This window comes from Salinispirillum marinum (genome assembly GCF_042650105.1).
In the GTDB taxonomy this organism is placed as follows: Bacteria; Pseudomonadota; Gammaproteobacteria; order Pseudomonadales; family Natronospirillaceae; genus Salinispirillum; species Salinispirillum marinum.
In genome coordinates this window covers 175465-194561 of the sequence record NZ_JBHSAL010000002.1, presented here as the reverse complement: position 1 = coordinate 194561, position 19097 = coordinate 175465, and the positions used below count along the sequence as shown (strand labels likewise).

The window sequence follows — 19097 nt, the reverse complement described above, 5'->3', positions numbered from 1 at the left end:
AGACCAGCCCCCTGGCCGAACCTGCACGTACGCACGTTGAAATCGGCGCTACGCTCCTAACGAACCCTATCCCCGCTGCCCTTACCCAGCACCGTGGTTATGATGGATTAACCGCTTCGTTCATCACCTCTTGAATAACACGACACGTCTTCTGGATTTCTTCGGCGGTTAAGGTTGGATGGACCAAAAACATCAAACTGGTCTCACCCAGTTCTTTTGCCACAGGTAAGCGCTCATTTGGCCGGTAACCCGTGCCATCAAATGCTTTTTCTAAATAAACCTCAGAACAAGATCCAGAGAAACACGGCACACCACGCGCATTAATCTCGTTCATGATGCGGTCTCTATCCCAGCCTGATGACAATTGCTCAGGCTCCACAAAGACATAGCATTTGTACGCCGCATGCAAAATGTCATTTGGCACTGCAGGCACACGCAAACCCTTTAACGAGCTACAGGTTTGCCAAATCGCCTGCGCATTCTCTGTGCGCTTCGCCGTCCAGTCCGCCATGCGAGTCAATTGGATGCGGCCTATAACTGCCTGCATTTCCAACATTCGCCAATTCGTACCGAAGGACTCGTGCAGCCAACGAAAACCGGGTGGATGTTCACGCTCGTACACCGCCTCCCAGCTTTTACCGTGGTCTTTATATGACCACATCTTGGACCACAATGCTTTATCTTTGGTGGTCACCATCCCGCCTTCGCCACCGGTCGTCATAATCTTGTCTTGGCAGAAAGACCACGCGCCTACATGACCTATAGTACCGACGGATCTGTCCTTATAGCGTGCGCCATGCGCTTGGGCGCAATCTTCAATCACAAAAAAACCATGCTTTTCTGCAAGTTCCATAATGGGATCCATGTCTGCAGGATAACCTGCCAAATGCACAACTATAACTGCTTTGGTTTTAGCAGTAACCTTGGGCGCGATAGTATGTGCCTCAATGTTTTGGCTGTTCGGATCAATGTCTGCAAACACAGGTGTAGCGCCCGCAGTCACAACTGAGGATACCGAGGCCAAAAAAGTACGAGGGGTAACAATCACCTCATCCCCTTCGCCCACACCCAAAGCCTTCAAAGCAACATCGAGCGCGACTGTACCGTTCGCTAACGCAATCGCGTATTCACAATCGGCCCATTTGGCAAACTCTTTTTCAAATGCCCGACATTCAACGCCCGTCCAATAGTTCACACGATTGGATAACACTACATCACGACACGCATTGGCTTCATCGTCAGAGAATGAAGGCCAAGGAGAAAAAGAAGTACCGATCACTTGATCCACCACTAATCAAAAGTAAAAATAATAGCAAACGAACAAAAAGTAGGTAAATATAACCAATCAGGTCTATAAATCAATAGATCAATGAAAATATTTACGTTAAATAATATTTAGTCCAAAATACCTCGATCGATTTTTATGACCTGCTTGGTAATATTTCTTGCAGAATCACTCAACAGATAAACAATCATATCAACCACATCTTGCGGATAAATACTACCTGCTATAGCAGCTCTTGTATTCAATGTTAAAACACTTTCTTCATCCATTATAGCAGACATTTTAGACTCAACAACTGCAGGGGCTATTACATTCACTCTAATACCATATGCACCCAGCTCTGTAGCCAACACCTTACTAGAATGTATAAGTGCAGCCTTCGAAGAACCGTATGCCATTGTACCCTTATCACTCAAAATGCCGGCTGTAGAGGCAATATTAACAATAGAACCATTGCGTGTTTTTATCATTTTTTTAACCAACAACTGAATAAAAAACATGATTGAAAAATAGTTAATTTTAAAAACATCATGTAAATCCTCAGGCTTTGTCATTAAGAAGCTAGAGCCGTGCGCTACTCCTATACAATTAACCAATCCGTATATATTCTTATATTCTTTTTTAATATCAGCCACACAGCTTATAATAGATTCATTATCAGAAAAATCGCATGCAAAATATTTAAGATTTTCATTATCATCAAATAATGAAAATCCATCAGAATTTCTCACACAAGCTGCAACTACATAACCACTCTTTAACAAGTATTCCACTACAGGCCTTCCGATATCACCTGACGCACCTGTAATAACTACAACTCTATTATTCGTCTCCACTATACAACTCCATTACCGGTATTAATAAATCATAATCAATCTCAGGGAGAGCCCTATAATTAGGAAACAAAGTAACCCTACCCTGCTGGAGAACAGAGATAACTTGAGGATGTGAAAAATAAAAATCGATTGCATCAGAAATAAAGCCATTGGCTTGCGTATAATAATTCTTTTTAAATAACTTCAAAAATTCATTTATCTCTATCTCATCTACATCTAAAGAATACTCACTAACAAATGCACTAAGGATGTCTTCATATTCATAACTAATAGTATCACCATCAATATCTAGCTCATCTATCGAAGGCAAGACATAATTATTGCCAGGAAACATCTTTTTATATATTTTAAAAGTATAATTACTCATTTTTCCCGATTATTTTATCTGTTAAATATAATGCAACTGCCTGAATAGTATTAGCAGGATTTACGCAAGAGCCGGTAACAAAACAACTAGAATCAACGACGAACAAACCTTTAACATCATGAGATTCACCGGATGGATCAACTACAGATTTACTTGGATCGAAACCCATCTTACAAGTTCCCATTAAATGCCACCCAGTATTGCGAACAGGTCCATAAGCATATGTTTTCTTGGCACCAGACAATTCCAATATCTCCCTCGCCTTTGACATACCGTCCTTCATCATCTTTAACGTATTCTCTGATACTTTATAATTAATTTTTACACCGGGGGTACCAAATTTATCTGTATCATTTGATAATTCAACACTATTATTCAATTGTGGCAAATCATCGCAAATAATAGAGATAGAAACTTGTTTTTTATAAAACTTAAAAAAATCTTCCTCTAAAGCCTCACCAAAACGTAGCTTTCTTCGGTTTAATGCAGACATGGCAGTTTCAATAGGGCCTGTACCACGAAGCACATGCATCATATAACCTAGATCAAAATCTCTATTTTCTTTCCTATAATGCTCTAAAGAATAAATCATGCAGCCTTGCGGACCAATATCAGTGTCTAATTCCTCTTCAAACAAACCTTCAACATAGCCAAGCGGGTGGATCATTAGGTTTTTACCAACTAAACCACTTGAATTTGCTACCCCATTTTCCCCCGTTTCATTTTTTGAATTCAGCAAGATTCGAGGTGTTCCGATTGCACTCGCCGCTAATATTATATTACTAGCATAAAGCTCATGTCGTTTACCTAACTTATCAAAATAAACAACACCCTTAGCTGAATTATTATTTACTATTACTGAATCGACGTAACATTCCGTTATTAACTCTAACCCATTAGCTTTTGCTCTAGACAAATAGGTTCTATCTACACTGGATTTCGCACCTTGCGGACACCCAGTATTACAGGGTCCAAGATTTATACATTGATCTCTACCATTTTTACTTCTAGTCGATATAGCCGCATAACTAGGCCACCAATGCCAACCTTTTTTATTAAAAGCATCACCAATTCGTTCTCCTGTAATTCCTATTGGAACTGGAGGAAGAAGCTCTTCTATATCTGGATACATTGGATCACCAACCAGCCCAGAGACAGCCATTTCTCTCTCATTGATTTCGTAATATGGCTTTAGATCTTCATAAGATATTGGCCAATCTTCGTAGAGACCATCTGATGACTGTATTTTAAAGTCTTGAGGTCTAAAACGAGGGAAGTGAGCTGAATATAGTATAGTAGAACCACCTACAGCATTATAATTACATATTGCTATTGGGGATTCTGAATCATCTACAGGATAATCTGATTCTAGATTTCTAATAGCTGATACAGGATTAAAATCCTTTCTTTTCTTTATCTCCCAATCGCTGCGAGTAGAAGGATATTCAGAAGGTAATATTTCTTTACCTCTTTCTAGACAAATCACCTTAAAACCATTTTGAGTGAGCCGCCAGGCGGCGGCTGACCCAGATGCACCTGATCCAACTACAATATAATCATAATCTACATTATTCATTTTTTTGGAAGGAACTCTTCTAATATTTCAGGTATCGTGATTAACATTTCTGCCTCACAAGCGACCTCACCATTTGTCTTACCTATAGCACGCCCTTTACAAATCCCTCTTTTCCATGAATCAATTGTAGCTTCTATATGCAAAACCTCGCCAGGAAGAACTTCTTTTTTAAAGCGTACTATGTGTTTCAAAGCGTGGGTTACCTTACCCGCCAAACCTTCCTGAGTAGTTAACGCTACAGTTAACATTTGAGCCATTGCCTCTAATTGAAGGGCTCCTGGCATGTTTGGCCCACCAGGAAAGTGCACAGGAAAATACCATTCATTGTTAGACAAATTTTTATATCCATAAGCATACTTGCCCGGAACTACCTCTGTCACATAATCAATCATCAAAAAAGGATAGCGATTTGGCTGGTATTTTTTTAACTCTTCAGCATTTAAAGAAAACATTGTAAAACCCTCAAAGTTTAGTGAAATTTTAATTATCTTTCATCAAATCTTTTTGCTTCGCCTGACAGTGAAAACCCTTTTGAAAGCAAGACCACAAAAAATGTGCGATACAGTATTTTAATATAAAGTGAGACCGAATAGTTATCAACATAGTATAAATCTAAAATAAACTTTTCCTCCCACGATAACGAGTTTCTTCCATTCACTTGTGCCCATCCAGTAATTCCGGGTTTTACATTATGTCGTCTTAACTGCTCTAAGGTAAAATGATCTTTGTATTCAGGCAATAACGGCCTAGGGCCTACCAAACTCATATCACCCATAATGACGTTAATCAACTGAGGCAACTCGTCTATACTAGTTTTCCTAATAAACTTACCAAATCTTGTGATCCTTTCTTCATCTGTCAAACTAGGATCATCAATCATAGATCTAAACTTATATAACAAAAACTTGTCATTTCCCAAACCGAGCCGGTAATGTGAAAAAATAGCAGGACTACCCATAGTCACCACTATAACAACATACGTTATAATTAATATAGGTGCCGCTAAAACCAACAGAATAATTGACAAAGCAACATCTAATATTCTTAATACTTTTAAAGTCATTGGCAATCCATATATTTAGACAATGTGTTAATCATGTTTTTTCCATCCCAAATAAATCCAATGTCCAAAGCCTTCCCTACCGGTACAATTCTATCAATTAATCTCGGCACTTTATTTAATAGAACCTTAAGAATATCTTTATTATCAAACCCATAATATGTTAGAGTTTGCTCATTATCTCTAAAAAAACTAGGCAACAACTCCAAATCGGCTATATTTTTACTTATAAAAACACCTAGCTTTGGCTTCAATAATTTAAAGCCTGGGGAATCCATATACCATAGCACATCTGAGTATTTATCTAATTCAACTGAACCATCAACAAGATTACAATAACGCATTACATCAATATCCTTCTCAATCCTTGATATAGATTCCATTTCATACTTTTTCTCAAGCGTCTTATTTAAATAATTACTGAAAATCGTCCGAGCTAATAAGTGGTTATCATTTTTACTGTACCACAAAATCATAGAAGGAGAAGAACAGGCATTTTGATCTACGAGATAAGTATCGTTATAGAAATTTTCACAAAGTTTTAATATATTATCAGCAGATTCATCGATTAAAAAATCACAATTTATTAAAAAAGAAGAAACACGATCCGGAAAATACACTTCAAAACACGATACTTTTTTTTCCAATGCTCGAAAGGTTTTTACTGTACTATCCCCCCCCCAAACTACCAACGCATCTACTTTGGATACCAAATCAATTAATTTTTGACTATTTCTATCCGACCTAATAAAGGAATTTCTCTCTTTAACAAAATTAAATGCATGGGTATTGGTGACGAATTCAAATATTCGCAGGAAGATATCTATTTGCGGAAATCTTTTACTGGGCAATCTTATTATATTTTTATTTCCTGACATAAATCCCATAATAAACGAATAAGCAAAGTTCATGGGAATATTGGCCGGCGCTATGTGTAAACAAACACCACGCCCAAATTGCGTGTCACCAATATCTTTGTCAAGTTGGCCATCTTTGAATTTAAGCAGATTTGCTTTTCTACAAAAATAACCAAAAGTCATCAAATCTGGAAACTGCCTAGCATCTTTATCCTTAAGAATAGACTTCGATAGCTGAGATAAGAATAAAATACAATCTTCACTAAACGCAGAAGTAACTGACAACTTAAAAAAAGAACTACTATCGAAAGCTGCTTCAAAGATCTTCTCTTCTTCAAACTGCATCGCTACAACCTCTAATTTCCGCACTTTCCAGACGACCGTGTATTTTTATTATATCTCCATCCCTCCCACATCTACAGTCGTTAGCGGGATAGGTCAACCCTACATCTTCTGTTAATAGAGAGTGACCAGGGTAACTTTTTTGAATAGTAGAAAGGACTTGAATTATACCTTCTTGGCCATATTCGTTAGGCTCTAGTGTTTTAAAGTTCCGAATAATAACATCACCATTCGTTGGCGCATGCAAATTACCATACTCGCACTCAAAATATATACTACCAGTTTGCTCAATCATTCCATAATAATTATGGACACTTTCACATTTGACTGTAGATTTAAGTAAAGACTTAAACTCTAAATCTGTAATATTTAAATTCGCTAATTTTTTCCAGCCACCACCATGTAGGATAAAAGCATTCGATAGATCCAACATTAAATCTAAACTTTGAAGTTTCTTTATAAAATACTGATAAAGAATGAATGTAAATCCAAAAATAAAGATTCTAGAGCCTTTATATTCCTCTATAAATTTTAAAACCTCTTCTACTCTTAACTCCATTTTTTCATTTAAGGCAAAACAACGTTTTTTGCCGTATATAGAAAATCCATTAACAGCAGCAGTTCTAGCAGTCATTCCCCTAGCGGTGCTTTCAGAGTCAATTATCAACATCGGAAATCTCGAGTCACCAAAATATTCTTTAAAAGACTTTGCTAAGTGTAAAGATTGATTTTTGGCGGTTTCTTTATCCAAATGAATCTTAGAAGCTTTTCCTGTTGTTCCAGAGCTATACATAATCTTGAAGACTTCATCTTCCTTGACGCTAATCAAATCAAACTCTTTAAACAACCTTACCGGCAAATATGGAATATCTGCTATTGTGTTTGTTTTGTCTAAAAACTGAGAGTCAATATAGTCAGCATACAACTTACAATGATCCCTATGATAGCTAGTTAATGTTCTATATAATTCATAATTATCATTTTTCATATGACTACAAGTATTTATCAGTTAATAATTTATAATCAGTTTTGCCTGATGCATTCAATGGTACTTCGGGCATAACTTTAACTTCAATAAATGTCTTATTGAAACCATATTTTTTAACTATAGAGTCTTTAATTGAAATTAAATCCGACTCATTTTCTGTTAAAACAACTAATTTTTCATCCTTACCGATTACAACTGATGACGAGAAAATCTCCGTTAAATCCTTCTCTATTCTATCAAGATTTACCGAAATTCCGCTAATTTTTATAAAACGTTTGTTACGACCTATAATTCTAATGAATCCATCTGAATCTATTTCTACCACGTCACCTGTTATTAAAGTTCCCTTAAACTCATCACCTTTTGACAAGTCTTGATATCCGGTAGCATAACCCAACGCAACATTAGGCCCTTTATAACAGAGTTCACCTACTCCACTAGTTTCACCCGTTTCGGCAATAAATGCTTGACCACATGATATCGGTAAACCTACGCTACCTTTTTTTTCTTCGGCATATTTTGGATCAAGATACGAAATTCTCGGCGACGCTTCTGTTTGACCATACATAGTGAAATACTTTATGCCATGTGAAGAGAATTCGTTGTAGAAATATAGTGACTCTGTCTCTGGTAAGTAGCCGCCTGCCTGGGTAACATATTTCAGTGACCTTAATTTATCGTAATCAAGACTCATCTTTCTTAATATCTTGAAAGCAAAAGGCACGGCTGAAAAATCTGTAACTTCGTATTTCTCCATATCCTCCCATAAATTCTTGTCTAAAATGGTTGCTTTTGAAACAACATACTTTGCCCTTTTATATATACAATTATGAAGAACAGATAACCCATATGAATAATGAATAGGCAAAAATGAAATAGCAACTCGTTCTTGACTGAACTCGAGGTATTCACATATTGAATGCGTGCACGAATTAATATTATCATGAGAAAGTCGTACACATTTAGGATCACCAGTGGAACCCGAAGTAGGTATGAGTAGTGCTAACTTTTCAGATATTGAATATGGGCTCATATTAATTATTTTATATACAAACCCACCAAATCCTTCGTATTCATCTTGTTCAATTTCATAATTAGCATTTTCTAGACCAACAACGGTTGAACTAATTACATAATGCGGCGAATAGTTTTTTATAAAACTTTCAATCAACTCTTTTTTATAACTTTTATCAATAAGCAGAGGAACTTTATTATTTCTCAACGAACCAACATATGCAATTATAGTATCTATATCTTTATCACAAAGAATCAGTACCAACTCTCTTTCCTTGTTTTTGAATAAACTATCGCCAGCATCAAATACTTCTTCGTATGTCCAACTACCTTCCTCCGATAACAAGAAAGTATTTTTATCGAGATCATTTTTTGTGTCTAATAATAGCATCAATCACCTCCCGCATTATCTAATCTGATTAATATAGCCATAATAACTAAGGAGTTAAATGACAGATTCAAACACAACAAACCCAAATCATAGCCATTAACCATTTAAACTTTAATTTAACGTCAGCATATAGCTTTGCTTTAATACCGACGTTAAATTAATGCATCTTAAATAATTATAAATTAAAATTTTACCCCATATTTCTCTAGAGTTTTGAATCCAGTTTTATAAGACCCAAAATCAATTACATCATCCATCTCTATTGAGATATCAAACAAGTCTTCTAACTCTGCAATTAGCGCCATATGACCGACAGAGTCCCAGCTTGGAATACTTTGATACTCTAATTCATCTGTTAAATCACTTCGATCTATCTCAAATGTTTCAATGAATGCTGAATCATATTTTTCTACATTAGTCATAATAACTCCAGATTTAATTAAAAACTTTCTGTTCTACATTATTCTTTAACGGCCTAGCGGGATTTCCCATAGCAATCACACCATCAGGTATATCTCTATGCACCACAGAACCCATCCCAACTATAACGTTACTACCTATGTTTATCCCCTCCCTTATAAGAGCACCCATACCTATATAACTTTCTCGACCAACCTTTACACCGCCACCTATATTCACCTGCGAAGAGATAACAGCTGACTCGCCAACTACAACATCATGCCCGACAATCGCCGCAGTATTTATTGCAACATTATTACCAATTAACGCCGTAGATTGTATAGAGCAAAATGGTGCAATTATACAGCCTTCACCCACAGTCGCGAATTCAGAAACAAAGGCATCTTTTGATATGATAGTTTTTAATTCTAATTTCGATGACTTTTCTTCTTTAATTTTATTATACAACTTCAGCCTTGTAGCTGGCTCTCCTATTGCAATAGTTACATATCCTTCAAGATTTGAAGAATATTCAACCACATCTACTCCATTGACTACCTTGGCGTCTATATTGTCAACCAGAAAATTTATGGTAAAGTCGGACTCATCGTTTAGGTAGGACCTAAGAATATCCAAGGTCTCGACACCTAATCCACCAGCCCCGTATATATACCAATTACTTTTCATTTATAGATTCTCTGATAACTTTTTCAATACCCAACGCATCTAGCCCGTATAGATTAATCAAATAATCATACTCTCCAGTTTCTAGATAGCTGTCTGGCAATGTATGTGATACAACATCAAGTCCTTGAATAGCATTATCAACAATAATATCGTATATAGAGCTTCTCAATCCGCCGACACGTGTATGTTCTTCAAAAATAAATATTTTCTTTGAAGTACTCAATACATCTTTAACAAATTCTTCAGCTATAGGTTTTATAGTATGGATATTAAGTAAACCAATGCTATAGCCTTCTTCATTAAGTTTTTCAACCGCTTTCTTAGCGTGACCAACTGTCGTACCGGTAGAAATTACATTAATATCAGACTGAGGAATAATCCATATAGGCTGTCCAATTTCAAATGAATAATCATCTTCATAAACTACAGGGCAATTTACGGCGCCCGTTAGTCGAACATATACTGGTGAATTGTAGTTAACAAGTGCATCCAAAGTCTTATAAAGCTCTATGCAGTCAGCCGGACTTATAATTGTTAAATTATGAATAGTCTTCATAACCGCAACATCTTCCAACCCAAAATGTGAATTGCCTAAGAACCCCATTGACAATCCACTTCCTAATGCTATGAGTTTGATAGGCTCTTCCATATAGCCCATGTTCATTCTTACCTGTTCTGCGGCTCTCATGGAAGCGAAAGGCGCAAATGTTGAAGCGAAAACATTATAGTTTAATCGAGTTAGACCTGCTGCAACGCCAATCATATTTTGTTCTGCTATCCCTGTATTTACAAATCGATCAGGATATGTCTGATAGAAGCTCGCTAATCCTGAAGAGCGACCAAGATCTGCTGACATAAGAAGTATGTCTTCATTCTTATGAGCTATATCGGACATAATTTTACCATAAACAGCTCTCGGCCCCATCCTAGACCACATTTTGGCAATTTTTTTATTGATTTGCATTACATTTTCTCCATTTCAACTAAACATTGCTCATATACAGACTCTGTTATACGATTGTGATGCCAATCGTTATTAGATTCCATAAATGAAATACCCTTGCCCTTTATTGTACTAGCAATTATCGCAGTAGGTTTAGTTTCAGAATTTAATGCATTATTAAAGGCATCTAATATTTCATCGAAATTATGTCCATTGATTGAAATGGTGTTCCAACCGAATGCAGACCACATATTTTCCAACTTTAGATCAGACTTATCGTATGCAGTTGATCCGTCATTCCGATAATCATTTTTGTCGACAATTACTATCAGATTATTTAGTTGCATTTCGGAAGATAGTTGAGCTGCTTCCCAAACAGATCCTTCGTTACACTCCCCGTCTCCCATCATTACAAAAACCCGATTTTCTTTTTCTCTCTTTTTGAATCCTAAGGCCATGCCTGAGGCGTAAGAGACTCCTTGACCAAGACTTCCATTTGATGACTCAATTCCATAATCTAAATTTTTAATTGGATGTGCAATAAATTTGCTACCGTTCACCTGAAAGGTATCAAAAACTTCTTTTGAGAAATATTTAAAATGATACAAAGTTGCCAGGTAACCTAACACCGTATGACCTTTGCTCAAAATAAAAATATCCCTATCTTCAAACTTCGGCTCATCAGGTTTAAATTTCAAAAATTTGCTGTATAAAACGCACATAATGTCAACCATGCTCAACGCACCGCCTAGATGAGTTGACTGTCCACATTCATAGGCCTTATTTATTATAAGTCGTCTTAAGTCTTTGCTTGTTTTATTGAAATCGTCCATCATTCACCTCAAAATATAATTTTATAGAGAATTAAAAATATTCGCGAACTTATCCACGCCAGAATTAAGGGAAAGTTCATTTTCGTAGTATCTTCGCCCTCTTTTTCCCATCTGTTCGAGTTCATTTTTATCGATCTTGGACATCATTAAGATAGCATTTGCAATAGATGATGTATTTGATGATTCTGCTAATATTCCGCAATTGGACTTTGTTATTAACTCTGCGGCTGCACCGGAAACACCCATAATAATAGGTTTGCCTGTAGCCATGTAGCTCTGCGTCTTACCAGGAATGGTAATCTCAAAAAGAGGATCATTTTTAAGGTGTATAAAAAGGGCGCTCGCGGAATTTAGGTATTCAGAAATTTCGCTAAGTGGCACTGAGTTTAGTATTGTGACATTTGTCAGATTATCTACTTTCTTCAGTTTAACTAGTCGATCTCGCTCTTGTCCGTCACCCATTAAATAAATATGAATTCGGTCGTCATTTTTTAGCAGTTCTGCAGCACCCAAAAGTGCAGTCAATTCTTGTGCAATTCCGAAGTTTCCGGCATAAAGTACGTTAAAGCTGTTTTTATTAAATAATGGCTTTTTTTCTTCATCAGAGTGTTCTATTGGCTGAATGAATCTTTCGTCAGCCCAATTGTATACCACACTTATTTTATCAGGGTTAACGCCTCTATCTTCTAGCTTCACCTTGAACCCTTCAGATAGGACTACAATTTTCTTAGCCTCTTTATAGATAAAAGAAGCCACTTTATCAATAATTTTGAGTGCCTTTATGCTATTAATCATGCCAGTGGACTTTAAGGTATCTGGCCAAAGATCTTGAATGTCATACACAAAAGGAATTCGTCTTATTTTACTTAAAATTGTTGCCGTTACGCCTGTGGTTAAAGGTGGATGATACACATAGATAGCTTTTGGCTTCTTCAAAAAAAACAAACAAAAAATTAATGACGAAAGGGCAAATGATCCGTAATTCAAAATTCTTCTAATCTTAGACGCATCATGGCTAGGGTACAAAAAGACACGATGAATTTTTATTCCATCAATTACTTCTCTTTTATAAATTCCTAATTTGTATCCTTTATATAGACGCCCACCTGGATAATTTGGGAATCCAGTTACAACCTCTACTTCGAAGCCCTTTTTTTTAAGTTCCTTTGCGAAAAGTAAACCTTTAAATGTCGGCTCAGGATCAAACCATTGATTAAGAATAACAATCCTATTATTCATTTCTTCCACACAACCTTGTTTACATAGTCCGTATAGGAGTGAATTATGCGTAGAACTTTGTCAGACACATTAGGCATACTGTAGTCGGCTACTAACCGCAAATCACGTTGCTCACCACGTCGCTGTGTTTCTAAAATCGCTAAGCCTTGCATCACACGTTCAACTTCTAAACCCACCATCATCGCGGCAGCTTCTTCCATTCCCTCCGGCCGCTCATGGGCTTCACGAATGTTCAATGCAGGGAAATTAAGAATGGATGATTCTTCGTTGATAGTGCCACTATCTGATAGAACCGCTTTCGCGCTTAACTGCAGCTTGTTGTAGTCTTTAAAGCCCAGCGGTTTGAGTAATTGTACATTAGAGTGGAACGTCACGCCCATGGCATCAACGCGCTTCTGAGTTCGCGGGTGGGTCGAAACTATAACTGGTAAATTGTAGTGTTCAGCAACCGTATTTAATACATCGACCAACTTCATAAAGTTCTTGTCGGAATCTACATTTTCTTCACGGTGTGCACTCACTACAAAGAACTGACCTTCTTGCAAGCTCAAACGCTCCAGCACATTGGATGTTTCAATACCTTCGCGATAGTGATGCAGCACTTCGAACATAGGGCTACCGGTTTTAATGATACGATCAGGCGGAAGCCCTTCTGCGACCAAATAGTCCCGCGCAATAGTACTGTAACTCAAATTGATATCAGCGGTGTGGTCCACAATACGGCGATTGATTTCTTCCGGTACGCGCATATCAAAACAACGGTTGCCCGCTTCCATATGGAAGGTAGGGATTTTACGACGCTTGGCGGGTATCACAGCCATGCAACTGTTGGTATCGCCCAATACCAGAACGGCTTCAGGATTTACTTCAGCCAGCACCTGATCAACCCTAATAATGACGTTACCAATAGTCTCTGCACCAGAACTACCTGCAGCGCTCAAAAAGTAGTCAGGTTTACGAATACCTAAATCCTGAAAGAAAATTTCATTCAGTTCGTAGTCGTAGTTCTGGCCCGTGTGCACCAGAATATGCTCACAGTGCTCATCCAGCTTGGCCATTACGCGCGACAAACGGATAATTTCAGGGCGGGTTCCCACCACAGTCATTACTTTTAATTTTTTAACAGCGGTTGTCATAACAAAGTATCCAACTATTCACTTAGCCACAGGCGTTTTACTGAGCCACAGGCGTTAACGGGCAAGCATAGGTGTCCGGCTTTTCCCGATCAAAAATTTCATTCGCCCACAGCATAACAATCATCTCATCATCACCAATATTGGTAATGTCGTGCGTCCAGCCCGGCATGGTTTCCACAATTTCCGGATTTTCGCCCGTGGTTTCCAATTCGTAAAACTCACCCGTGTGCATATGGCGGAATTTAAAACTCGCCTTACCTTTAATCACTAAAAACTTCTCGGTTTTAGTGTGATGGTAATGGCCGCCACGAGTAATGCCTGGGTGCGCAGTAAAATATGAAAACTGACCCGCATCTGGCGTCTTCAGCATTTCCACGAACACACCACGCGGATCTCCATGCTTCGGCAATTCGTAGGAGAAGTGCTCTTTTGGCACATAGCTCAGGTAAGTGGAATACAACGCGCGTACCAAGCCGGTACCCACTCGTTCGGTAACCAAGTTTTGGCGGCTATCTCGGAAACGATACAACTGTTCGGCCAATTCACCCACTGTAATTTGGTAGACCGGCTGCACGGTTTCATAGGCCTGTCTCATGCGCTCACCATCCAGCAACCCAAGAAAATGCTCGATAACGTCATCGACATACACCAAATTAATCACTGCCGCCGGGTCGTTAATTTGGATGGGTAAGTCATTCACAATGTTATGGCAAAAAGTAGCAACGGCAGAGTTGTAATTGGGCTTAGCCCACTTGCCAAATACATTCGGTAAGCGAAATACCGAAACCGGAACATCGTGCTCGCGCAACGCCAGCAAGGCATCTTCCGCCGCGCGCTTAGAAACGCCGTAAGGGTTAGCTAACTCTGCCTGAATAGACGATGTATACACTACCGGGGCTTTGCAACCCGTTGCTAACATAGCATCGGCCAACTGCTGGCTTAAGCCTCCGTTCCCCGTGGTGAAGTCTGCCGGATCTTGCGGGCGATTAATGCCAGCTAGATGAAATACAAACTGAACACCTTCCAGTATGGTCGGCAACTCGGATGCAGAGTGTTCACGGGTAAAACGAACAACCTCAATGTCTTTCCGCTCGGCCAAATGCACCAGTAAGTTTTTACCAATAAAGCCGTTGGCACCGGTTACCAAAACACGCATCAATTATTCCTCAGGGCCTACATAGCGACCATCACGTAATTCTCGAATAAAATCCAACTTTAACAGCAATTGCTGCATTCCATCTACATCCAGACGCTGAGTATTATGAGAATTGTAATCTTCCGCTTGGGATATTTCCTGCTCTCCCTGTTCGACAAACTTGCCGTAGTTTAGGTCGCGTAGGTCTGGCGGAACACGATAATATCCACCCAAATCTTCGGCGCATACCATTTCTTCACGGCTGAGCAGCGCCTCATACAACTTTTCACCATGACGAGTACCAATGACGTTTATGGGGTAACCTGGCTTGCCGAGCAGACCCGATAAAGCTTGCGCTAGCACTTCAACCGTTGCCGCCGGAGCTTTTTGCACAAACATATCGCCGTTACTACCGTGCTCGAAGGCGTACAACACTAGATCTACAGCATCGGCCAACGTCATCATAAAGCGGGTCATATTTGGGTCGGTAATGGTCAGCGGCTTGTCGGCACGCATCTGATCGACAAACAGCGGAATCACAGAACCACGAGATGCCATCACATTACCGTAGCGTGTACCACAAATCACCGTTTTGCTTGGATCAACATTTCGGGATTTCGCTACCATCACCTTTTCCATCATCGCTTTGGAAATACCCATGGCATTAATAGGGTAAACCGCTTTGTCGGTACTTAAACACACCACACGCTTCACTTCGTTCTGAATGGCGGCTTCCAGTACATTTTCAGTACCCAGCACATTAGTTTTAACCGCTTCCATAGGGTGAAATTCACACGAAGGCACCTGTTTAAGTGCCGCAGCATGAAAAATATAGTCTACCCCACGAGTTGCGTTCAAAACCGCTTGATAGTCTCGAACATCACCTATATAAAATTTCAGCTTAGGACTCGCGTATTTTTTACGCATATCATCCTGCTTCTTTTCATCCCGGCTAAAAATACGGATTTCGGCAATATCAGTATCCAAAAAGCCTTTAAGTACGGCGTTACCGAAAGATCCGGTTCCACCGGTGATCATTAGAATTTTATCTTGAAACATAGTAGAATCCCTTATCCAGATTTTCGTAGTCTTTTAACACCAATATTATAAATATTTCTCGACACTTTCGATGGAAAAATGAAGAAAACTAGAAATAACAACGTCGGTAGTATGAAATGGCGATCGACAGAACCAAAATATGTTTTTAAAAATGAAAAATATGCTTTATAACCTTTACCTCTAACTCTAAGGCCATAAGAAACTAGTCGTATAGAATATTCTTTTTTAAAAGATATGAGAATATTAGGATCAAAATCAGTAGAAATTTTATCAACAACCTTCAACAAAAATTGTTGGTACAAAAGATCCGATGTTACTTTCTTTCTATCAGACAACAAATCAGAATTTACTGCAGATTCATTCTTCCCAAAGAAATTATCACCATCGCCACCAAGGTAAAGGGCACTGGAAGGTAACACGCCATAGGATTTATTTTTATAAATCAATGCCAATGCAAGATAAACTTGACTGTAAATGCACTTCGATAAAAACTCATAATCAAGTACCAGAGAATTTACAGCACCGACACGATAAACCAAACCAGAGAATAATATAGAATTATATATAATATTCGAGAATTTATCTGAAACATAATTACCAGAAGGAACTCTTTTCACTTCACCATTCTCAATATATGGCGTAAAATAAAAGTCTGATCGACTATTCTTAATAGTCCTGACTATAGATTCCATCTCCGAACCCAAAAGGTAATCATCATCACTGAGCAAAAATACATATTCAGAATCAGTGATAGAAAACGAGCTAATAAGATTACCATCATAACCCATGTTACTTTCATTGGAATGAAAGAGAACTTCTACATTTAATTGCTTTGAGTACCTATCGACTATTTCCTCAATCTCAAATCGTAACGGGGAAACATCATCTTTAATAATAATGTTAAAATCATTCGCAGTAACACCTACAAAATTCTTGAGAATTCGCTCAACTTGGACGGGCCTATTATATGACAGGACAACTATCGAAATCAGCATTATAAAAATCTCGTTATAAATCTGGAAAAGTACTCACGTACGTTAAAGATGACAGAAGACTTTAGAAACCTGTAAAACATATAATATTGCTTATTTTTTAGTGAATCTCGGAGCAACTTAAAATGAGAAATATTAAAATCTTTCGTTCTAGAAAAACCATAAACTCGAATAGGCATTTGGAATCCAGCGAATTTTAGGCTCTTGCCATCCTGCAAGGCAAAATGATCAATACTATTAGTGAATATATTGTATATAAATAAACCATTTATCTTTAGCCGTAGACAGAATTCATAATCCACTCCCTCAACAAAGTAATCTTTGTCATGCCGACCGATTTTACGAATCACTGCCATTGAAAATAAACATCCACTGCTTACAACCAGATCTGATCGTTCACTCACATTTTTTCCATAAAATATCAATCCTGCATTTTCTCGCGCATTAACCTCTGTGTACGTACGCAATATCAACTCCCAAGTTTCCTCGGTAGTGATTGTATCTTGATCAAAGTAGACATAATGTTCGTCGCCTGTTTTAGCCAAGTATTCTTCTAGCTCATAAAAGGCCAAGCCTAGACCAACATTTTTGTTGTCACCCAACATAACAACGTCAAGATCGGGAAGCCTATTCAAATACTGATCATTAACCTGATTTAAATAAACAACGGATTTTAACCCTGCATTATTTGCAAGTATTATATTTTTTATTGCATTTTCATCTGGATTATATAGGACTGAAAAGAATATCATTGTTACTACTTTCTATTGACTAAGTAATTGGTGCGGTGAAAACTCAAGCTCGCAACACCAAGCCCTAGTAACAGCATACCATTGGAAGAAAATATATATGGATTAGTTGACGATACAAGCAGATATATAAATAATGCGGGACCGATCCATGGTGCTATGGAATAATGAATCCTATTTGAAAATACTAAATACAAAAATCCAAATGCAAATAATGATGCCCCCAAAAACCCAAACACGCGCACCATTTCAAGGTATGTCAACTCAGTTTTAGAAGCACCATCAGGTATCATTGAATATATATTTAAGTCCCAAACATGCGCATTGAATCCTTGGCCGAACAGGAAATATGATAAATTTGAAAATATCTCTATGTAACCAGACAAGTAGCCCAACTTATCAGAATTACTGACTTCTTCTGGATTGAACATTTCATAAAATACTGGAATTTTTAGTGCGAACACCAATAAAATAAAAAATACTGTGACTATAGAGATAAAGAAATACGCATATCTACCAGCATAAAACCACATTAGCAGACAGATTGGCGTAAAAACACTCAGCAACATGTTTGCTCTGGTGCCAGACAAGAACATTGCCGTGACCGAAAGAGCAAGCAACAAAATATATAAGCGACCCTTTCTTTTAAGAATAAAATACATATCATAACAAATAAGAAATATAAGCATTGGAGACACAATGTAATATATATAATAAAATTCAAAGCCACCGTAATTCCTCATCCCTATGTAAGCAGAACCAATATCGACAAAGAACTGAAGAATCACCGATTCGATACCGGTGTAGACAATAAAAAAACTATAAATTATTAAAAAAACAATAACTCTAAGAGAAAAAACCATCGCTTTTAACGCCACTGTGTAGTTTTTAGAATAAAAATACAATCCTGACGCAATAAAATATAATGCTGAAGTATAATAAGATGTATCAATAAAACTACCTGAAAACCCTCCTCTAATCAAAGCCACAAAGGTCCCTAAAAGCACAAATAGTAAAAAGAAAAATAAATATAATGCATAAGGTTTTTTCAGTTTTGCTGAATTAATGTCTAGTATCCTAACCCCTAGTAACGCTAACATAATGAAAAGCGAAATGATCTTAAACTTATAGTCTGAAGGAGCTGGATTCAAAACGCATGCCAACCAAAAAAAGTATATTGCTGTAGCTTCTAAATTTTTGATCATGAAT

General features: G+C 37.8%; 20 protein-coding genes. All 20 read right to left on the bottom strand.

Translation table 11 applies throughout. From position 1 onward, the window contains the following. Window positions 1-97 precede the first annotated feature (97 nt). The 20 genes from ACFOSD_RS08010 to ACFOSD_RS07915 all read right to left on the bottom strand — a co-directional run bounded on the left by ACFOSD_RS08010 (window position 98) and on the right by ACFOSD_RS07915 (window position 19093). Window positions 98-1279, bottom strand: a complete 1182-nt coding sequence (locus tag ACFOSD_RS08010) for a DegT/DnrJ/EryC1/StrS family aminotransferase (protein ID WP_380697248.1) — start codon at window positions 1277-1279, stop codon at window positions 98-100. A gap of 116 nt (window positions 1280-1395) precedes the next feature. Continuing rightward, window positions 1396-2121 (bottom strand): SDR family NAD(P)-dependent oxidoreductase, encoded by a 726-nt coding sequence (locus ACFOSD_RS08005; RefSeq protein ID WP_380695301.1) that lies wholly within the window; start codon window positions 2119-2121, stop codon window positions 1396-1398. After that, window positions 2108-2488 carry a hypothetical protein gene (locus ACFOSD_RS08000; protein ID WP_380695299.1) on the bottom strand — a complete coding sequence of 127 codons (381 nt, stop codon included), beginning with the start codon at window positions 2486-2488 and terminating at the stop codon, window positions 2108-2110. Before ACFOSD_RS08000 ends, ACFOSD_RS08005 begins: the two co-directional genes overlap by 14 nt. Then, complete coding sequence (locus ACFOSD_RS07995) at window positions 2481-4064, bottom strand: GMC family oxidoreductase (RefSeq protein ID WP_380695297.1); 1584 nt, start codon at window positions 4062-4064, stop codon at window positions 2481-2483. The genes ACFOSD_RS08000 and ACFOSD_RS07995 overlap by 8 nt, the downstream gene beginning before the upstream one ends. Further along, on the bottom strand, window positions 4061-4516 hold the full coding sequence (gene fabZ, locus ACFOSD_RS07990) for a 3-hydroxyacyl-ACP dehydratase FabZ (protein WP_380695295.1): 456 nt from the start codon (window positions 4514-4516) through the stop codon (window positions 4061-4063). The genes ACFOSD_RS07995 and fabZ overlap by 4 nt, the downstream gene beginning before the upstream one ends. A 32-nt stretch (window positions 4517-4548) precedes the next feature. Continuing rightward, window positions 4549-5127, bottom strand: a complete 579-nt coding sequence (locus ACFOSD_RS07985) for a sugar transferase (RefSeq protein WP_380695293.1) — start codon at window positions 5125-5127, stop codon at window positions 4549-4551. Continuing rightward, the gene (locus ACFOSD_RS07980; protein ID WP_380695291.1) at window positions 5124-6326 is read right to left on the bottom strand and encodes an acyl-CoA reductase; all 1203 of its coding nucleotides are present in this window, start codon (window positions 6324-6326) and stop codon (window positions 5124-5126) included. Before ACFOSD_RS07980 ends, ACFOSD_RS07985 begins: the two co-directional genes overlap by 4 nt. Next, on the bottom strand, window positions 6316-7311 hold the full coding sequence (locus tag ACFOSD_RS07975; RefSeq protein ID WP_380695289.1) for a LuxE/PaaK family acyltransferase: 996 nt from the start codon (window positions 7309-7311) through the stop codon (window positions 6316-6318). Before ACFOSD_RS07975 ends, ACFOSD_RS07980 begins: the two co-directional genes overlap by 11 nt. 4 nt (window positions 7312-7315) lie before the next feature. Further along, complete coding sequence (locus tag ACFOSD_RS07970) at window positions 7316-8716, bottom strand: AMP-binding protein (RefSeq protein WP_380695287.1); 1401 nt, start codon at window positions 8714-8716, stop codon at window positions 7316-7318. A 182-nt stretch (window positions 8717-8898) separates the two neighbouring features. Then, on the bottom strand, window positions 8899-9138 hold the full coding sequence (locus ACFOSD_RS07965; RefSeq protein WP_380695285.1) for an acyl carrier protein: 240 nt from the start codon (window positions 9136-9138) through the stop codon (window positions 8899-8901). Window positions 9139-9151: 13 nt separating this feature from the next. Then, window positions 9152-9802: a NeuD/PglB/VioB family sugar acetyltransferase gene (locus ACFOSD_RS07960; RefSeq protein WP_380695283.1), complete on the bottom strand. Its 651-nt coding sequence runs from the start codon at window positions 9800-9802 to the stop codon at window positions 9152-9154. Next, window positions 9792-10766 carry a transketolase family protein gene (locus ACFOSD_RS07955; RefSeq protein ID WP_380695281.1) on the bottom strand — a complete coding sequence of 325 codons (975 nt, stop codon included), beginning with the start codon at window positions 10764-10766 and terminating at the stop codon, window positions 9792-9794. Before ACFOSD_RS07955 ends, ACFOSD_RS07960 begins: the two co-directional genes overlap by 11 nt. Then, window positions 10766-11581, bottom strand: coding sequence for a transketolase (locus tag ACFOSD_RS07950; RefSeq protein WP_380695279.1), 816 nt, complete (start codon window positions 11579-11581; stop codon window positions 10766-10768). Before ACFOSD_RS07950 ends, ACFOSD_RS07955 begins: the two co-directional genes overlap by 1 nt. Window positions 11582-11599: 18 nt before the next feature. Then, on the bottom strand, window positions 11600-12817 hold the full coding sequence (locus ACFOSD_RS07945; RefSeq protein ID WP_380697246.1) for a glycosyltransferase family 4 protein: 1218 nt from the start codon (window positions 12815-12817) through the stop codon (window positions 11600-11602). Then, the gene (gene wecB, locus ACFOSD_RS07940) at window positions 12814-13953 is read right to left on the bottom strand and encodes a non-hydrolyzing UDP-N-acetylglucosamine 2-epimerase (RefSeq protein ID WP_380695277.1); all 1140 of its coding nucleotides are present in this window, start codon (window positions 13951-13953) and stop codon (window positions 12814-12816) included. The genes ACFOSD_RS07945 and wecB overlap by 4 nt, the downstream gene beginning before the upstream one ends. A gap of 37 nt (window positions 13954-13990) precedes the next feature. Continuing rightward, window positions 13991-15109 (bottom strand): UDP-2-acetamido-2,6-beta-L-arabino-hexul-4-ose reductase, encoded by a 1119-nt coding sequence (gene wbjC / locus ACFOSD_RS07935; RefSeq protein WP_380695275.1) that lies wholly within the window; start codon window positions 15107-15109, stop codon window positions 13991-13993. Window positions 15110-15112: 3 nt separating this feature from the next. Further along, on the bottom strand, window positions 15113-16147 hold the full coding sequence (locus ACFOSD_RS07930) for a polysaccharide biosynthesis protein (protein ID WP_380695273.1): 1035 nt from the start codon (window positions 16145-16147) through the stop codon (window positions 15113-15115). 11 nt (window positions 16148-16158) lie between these two features. Further along, window positions 16159-17142 carry a glycosyltransferase family 2 protein gene (locus ACFOSD_RS07925; protein ID WP_380695271.1) on the bottom strand — a complete coding sequence of 328 codons (984 nt, stop codon included), beginning with the start codon at window positions 17140-17142 and terminating at the stop codon, window positions 16159-16161. Beyond that, a complete protein-coding gene (locus tag ACFOSD_RS07920; protein ID WP_380695270.1) occupies window positions 17142-17891 on the bottom strand; it encodes a hypothetical protein in 750 nt (249 codons plus the stop codon). The genes ACFOSD_RS07925 and ACFOSD_RS07920 overlap by 1 nt, the downstream gene beginning before the upstream one ends. A 5-nt stretch (window positions 17892-17896) precedes the next feature. After that, window positions 17897-19093, bottom strand: coding sequence for a hypothetical protein (locus ACFOSD_RS07915; protein ID WP_380695268.1), 1197 nt, complete (start codon window positions 19091-19093; stop codon window positions 17897-17899). Window positions 19094-19097: the final 4 nt, after the last annotated feature.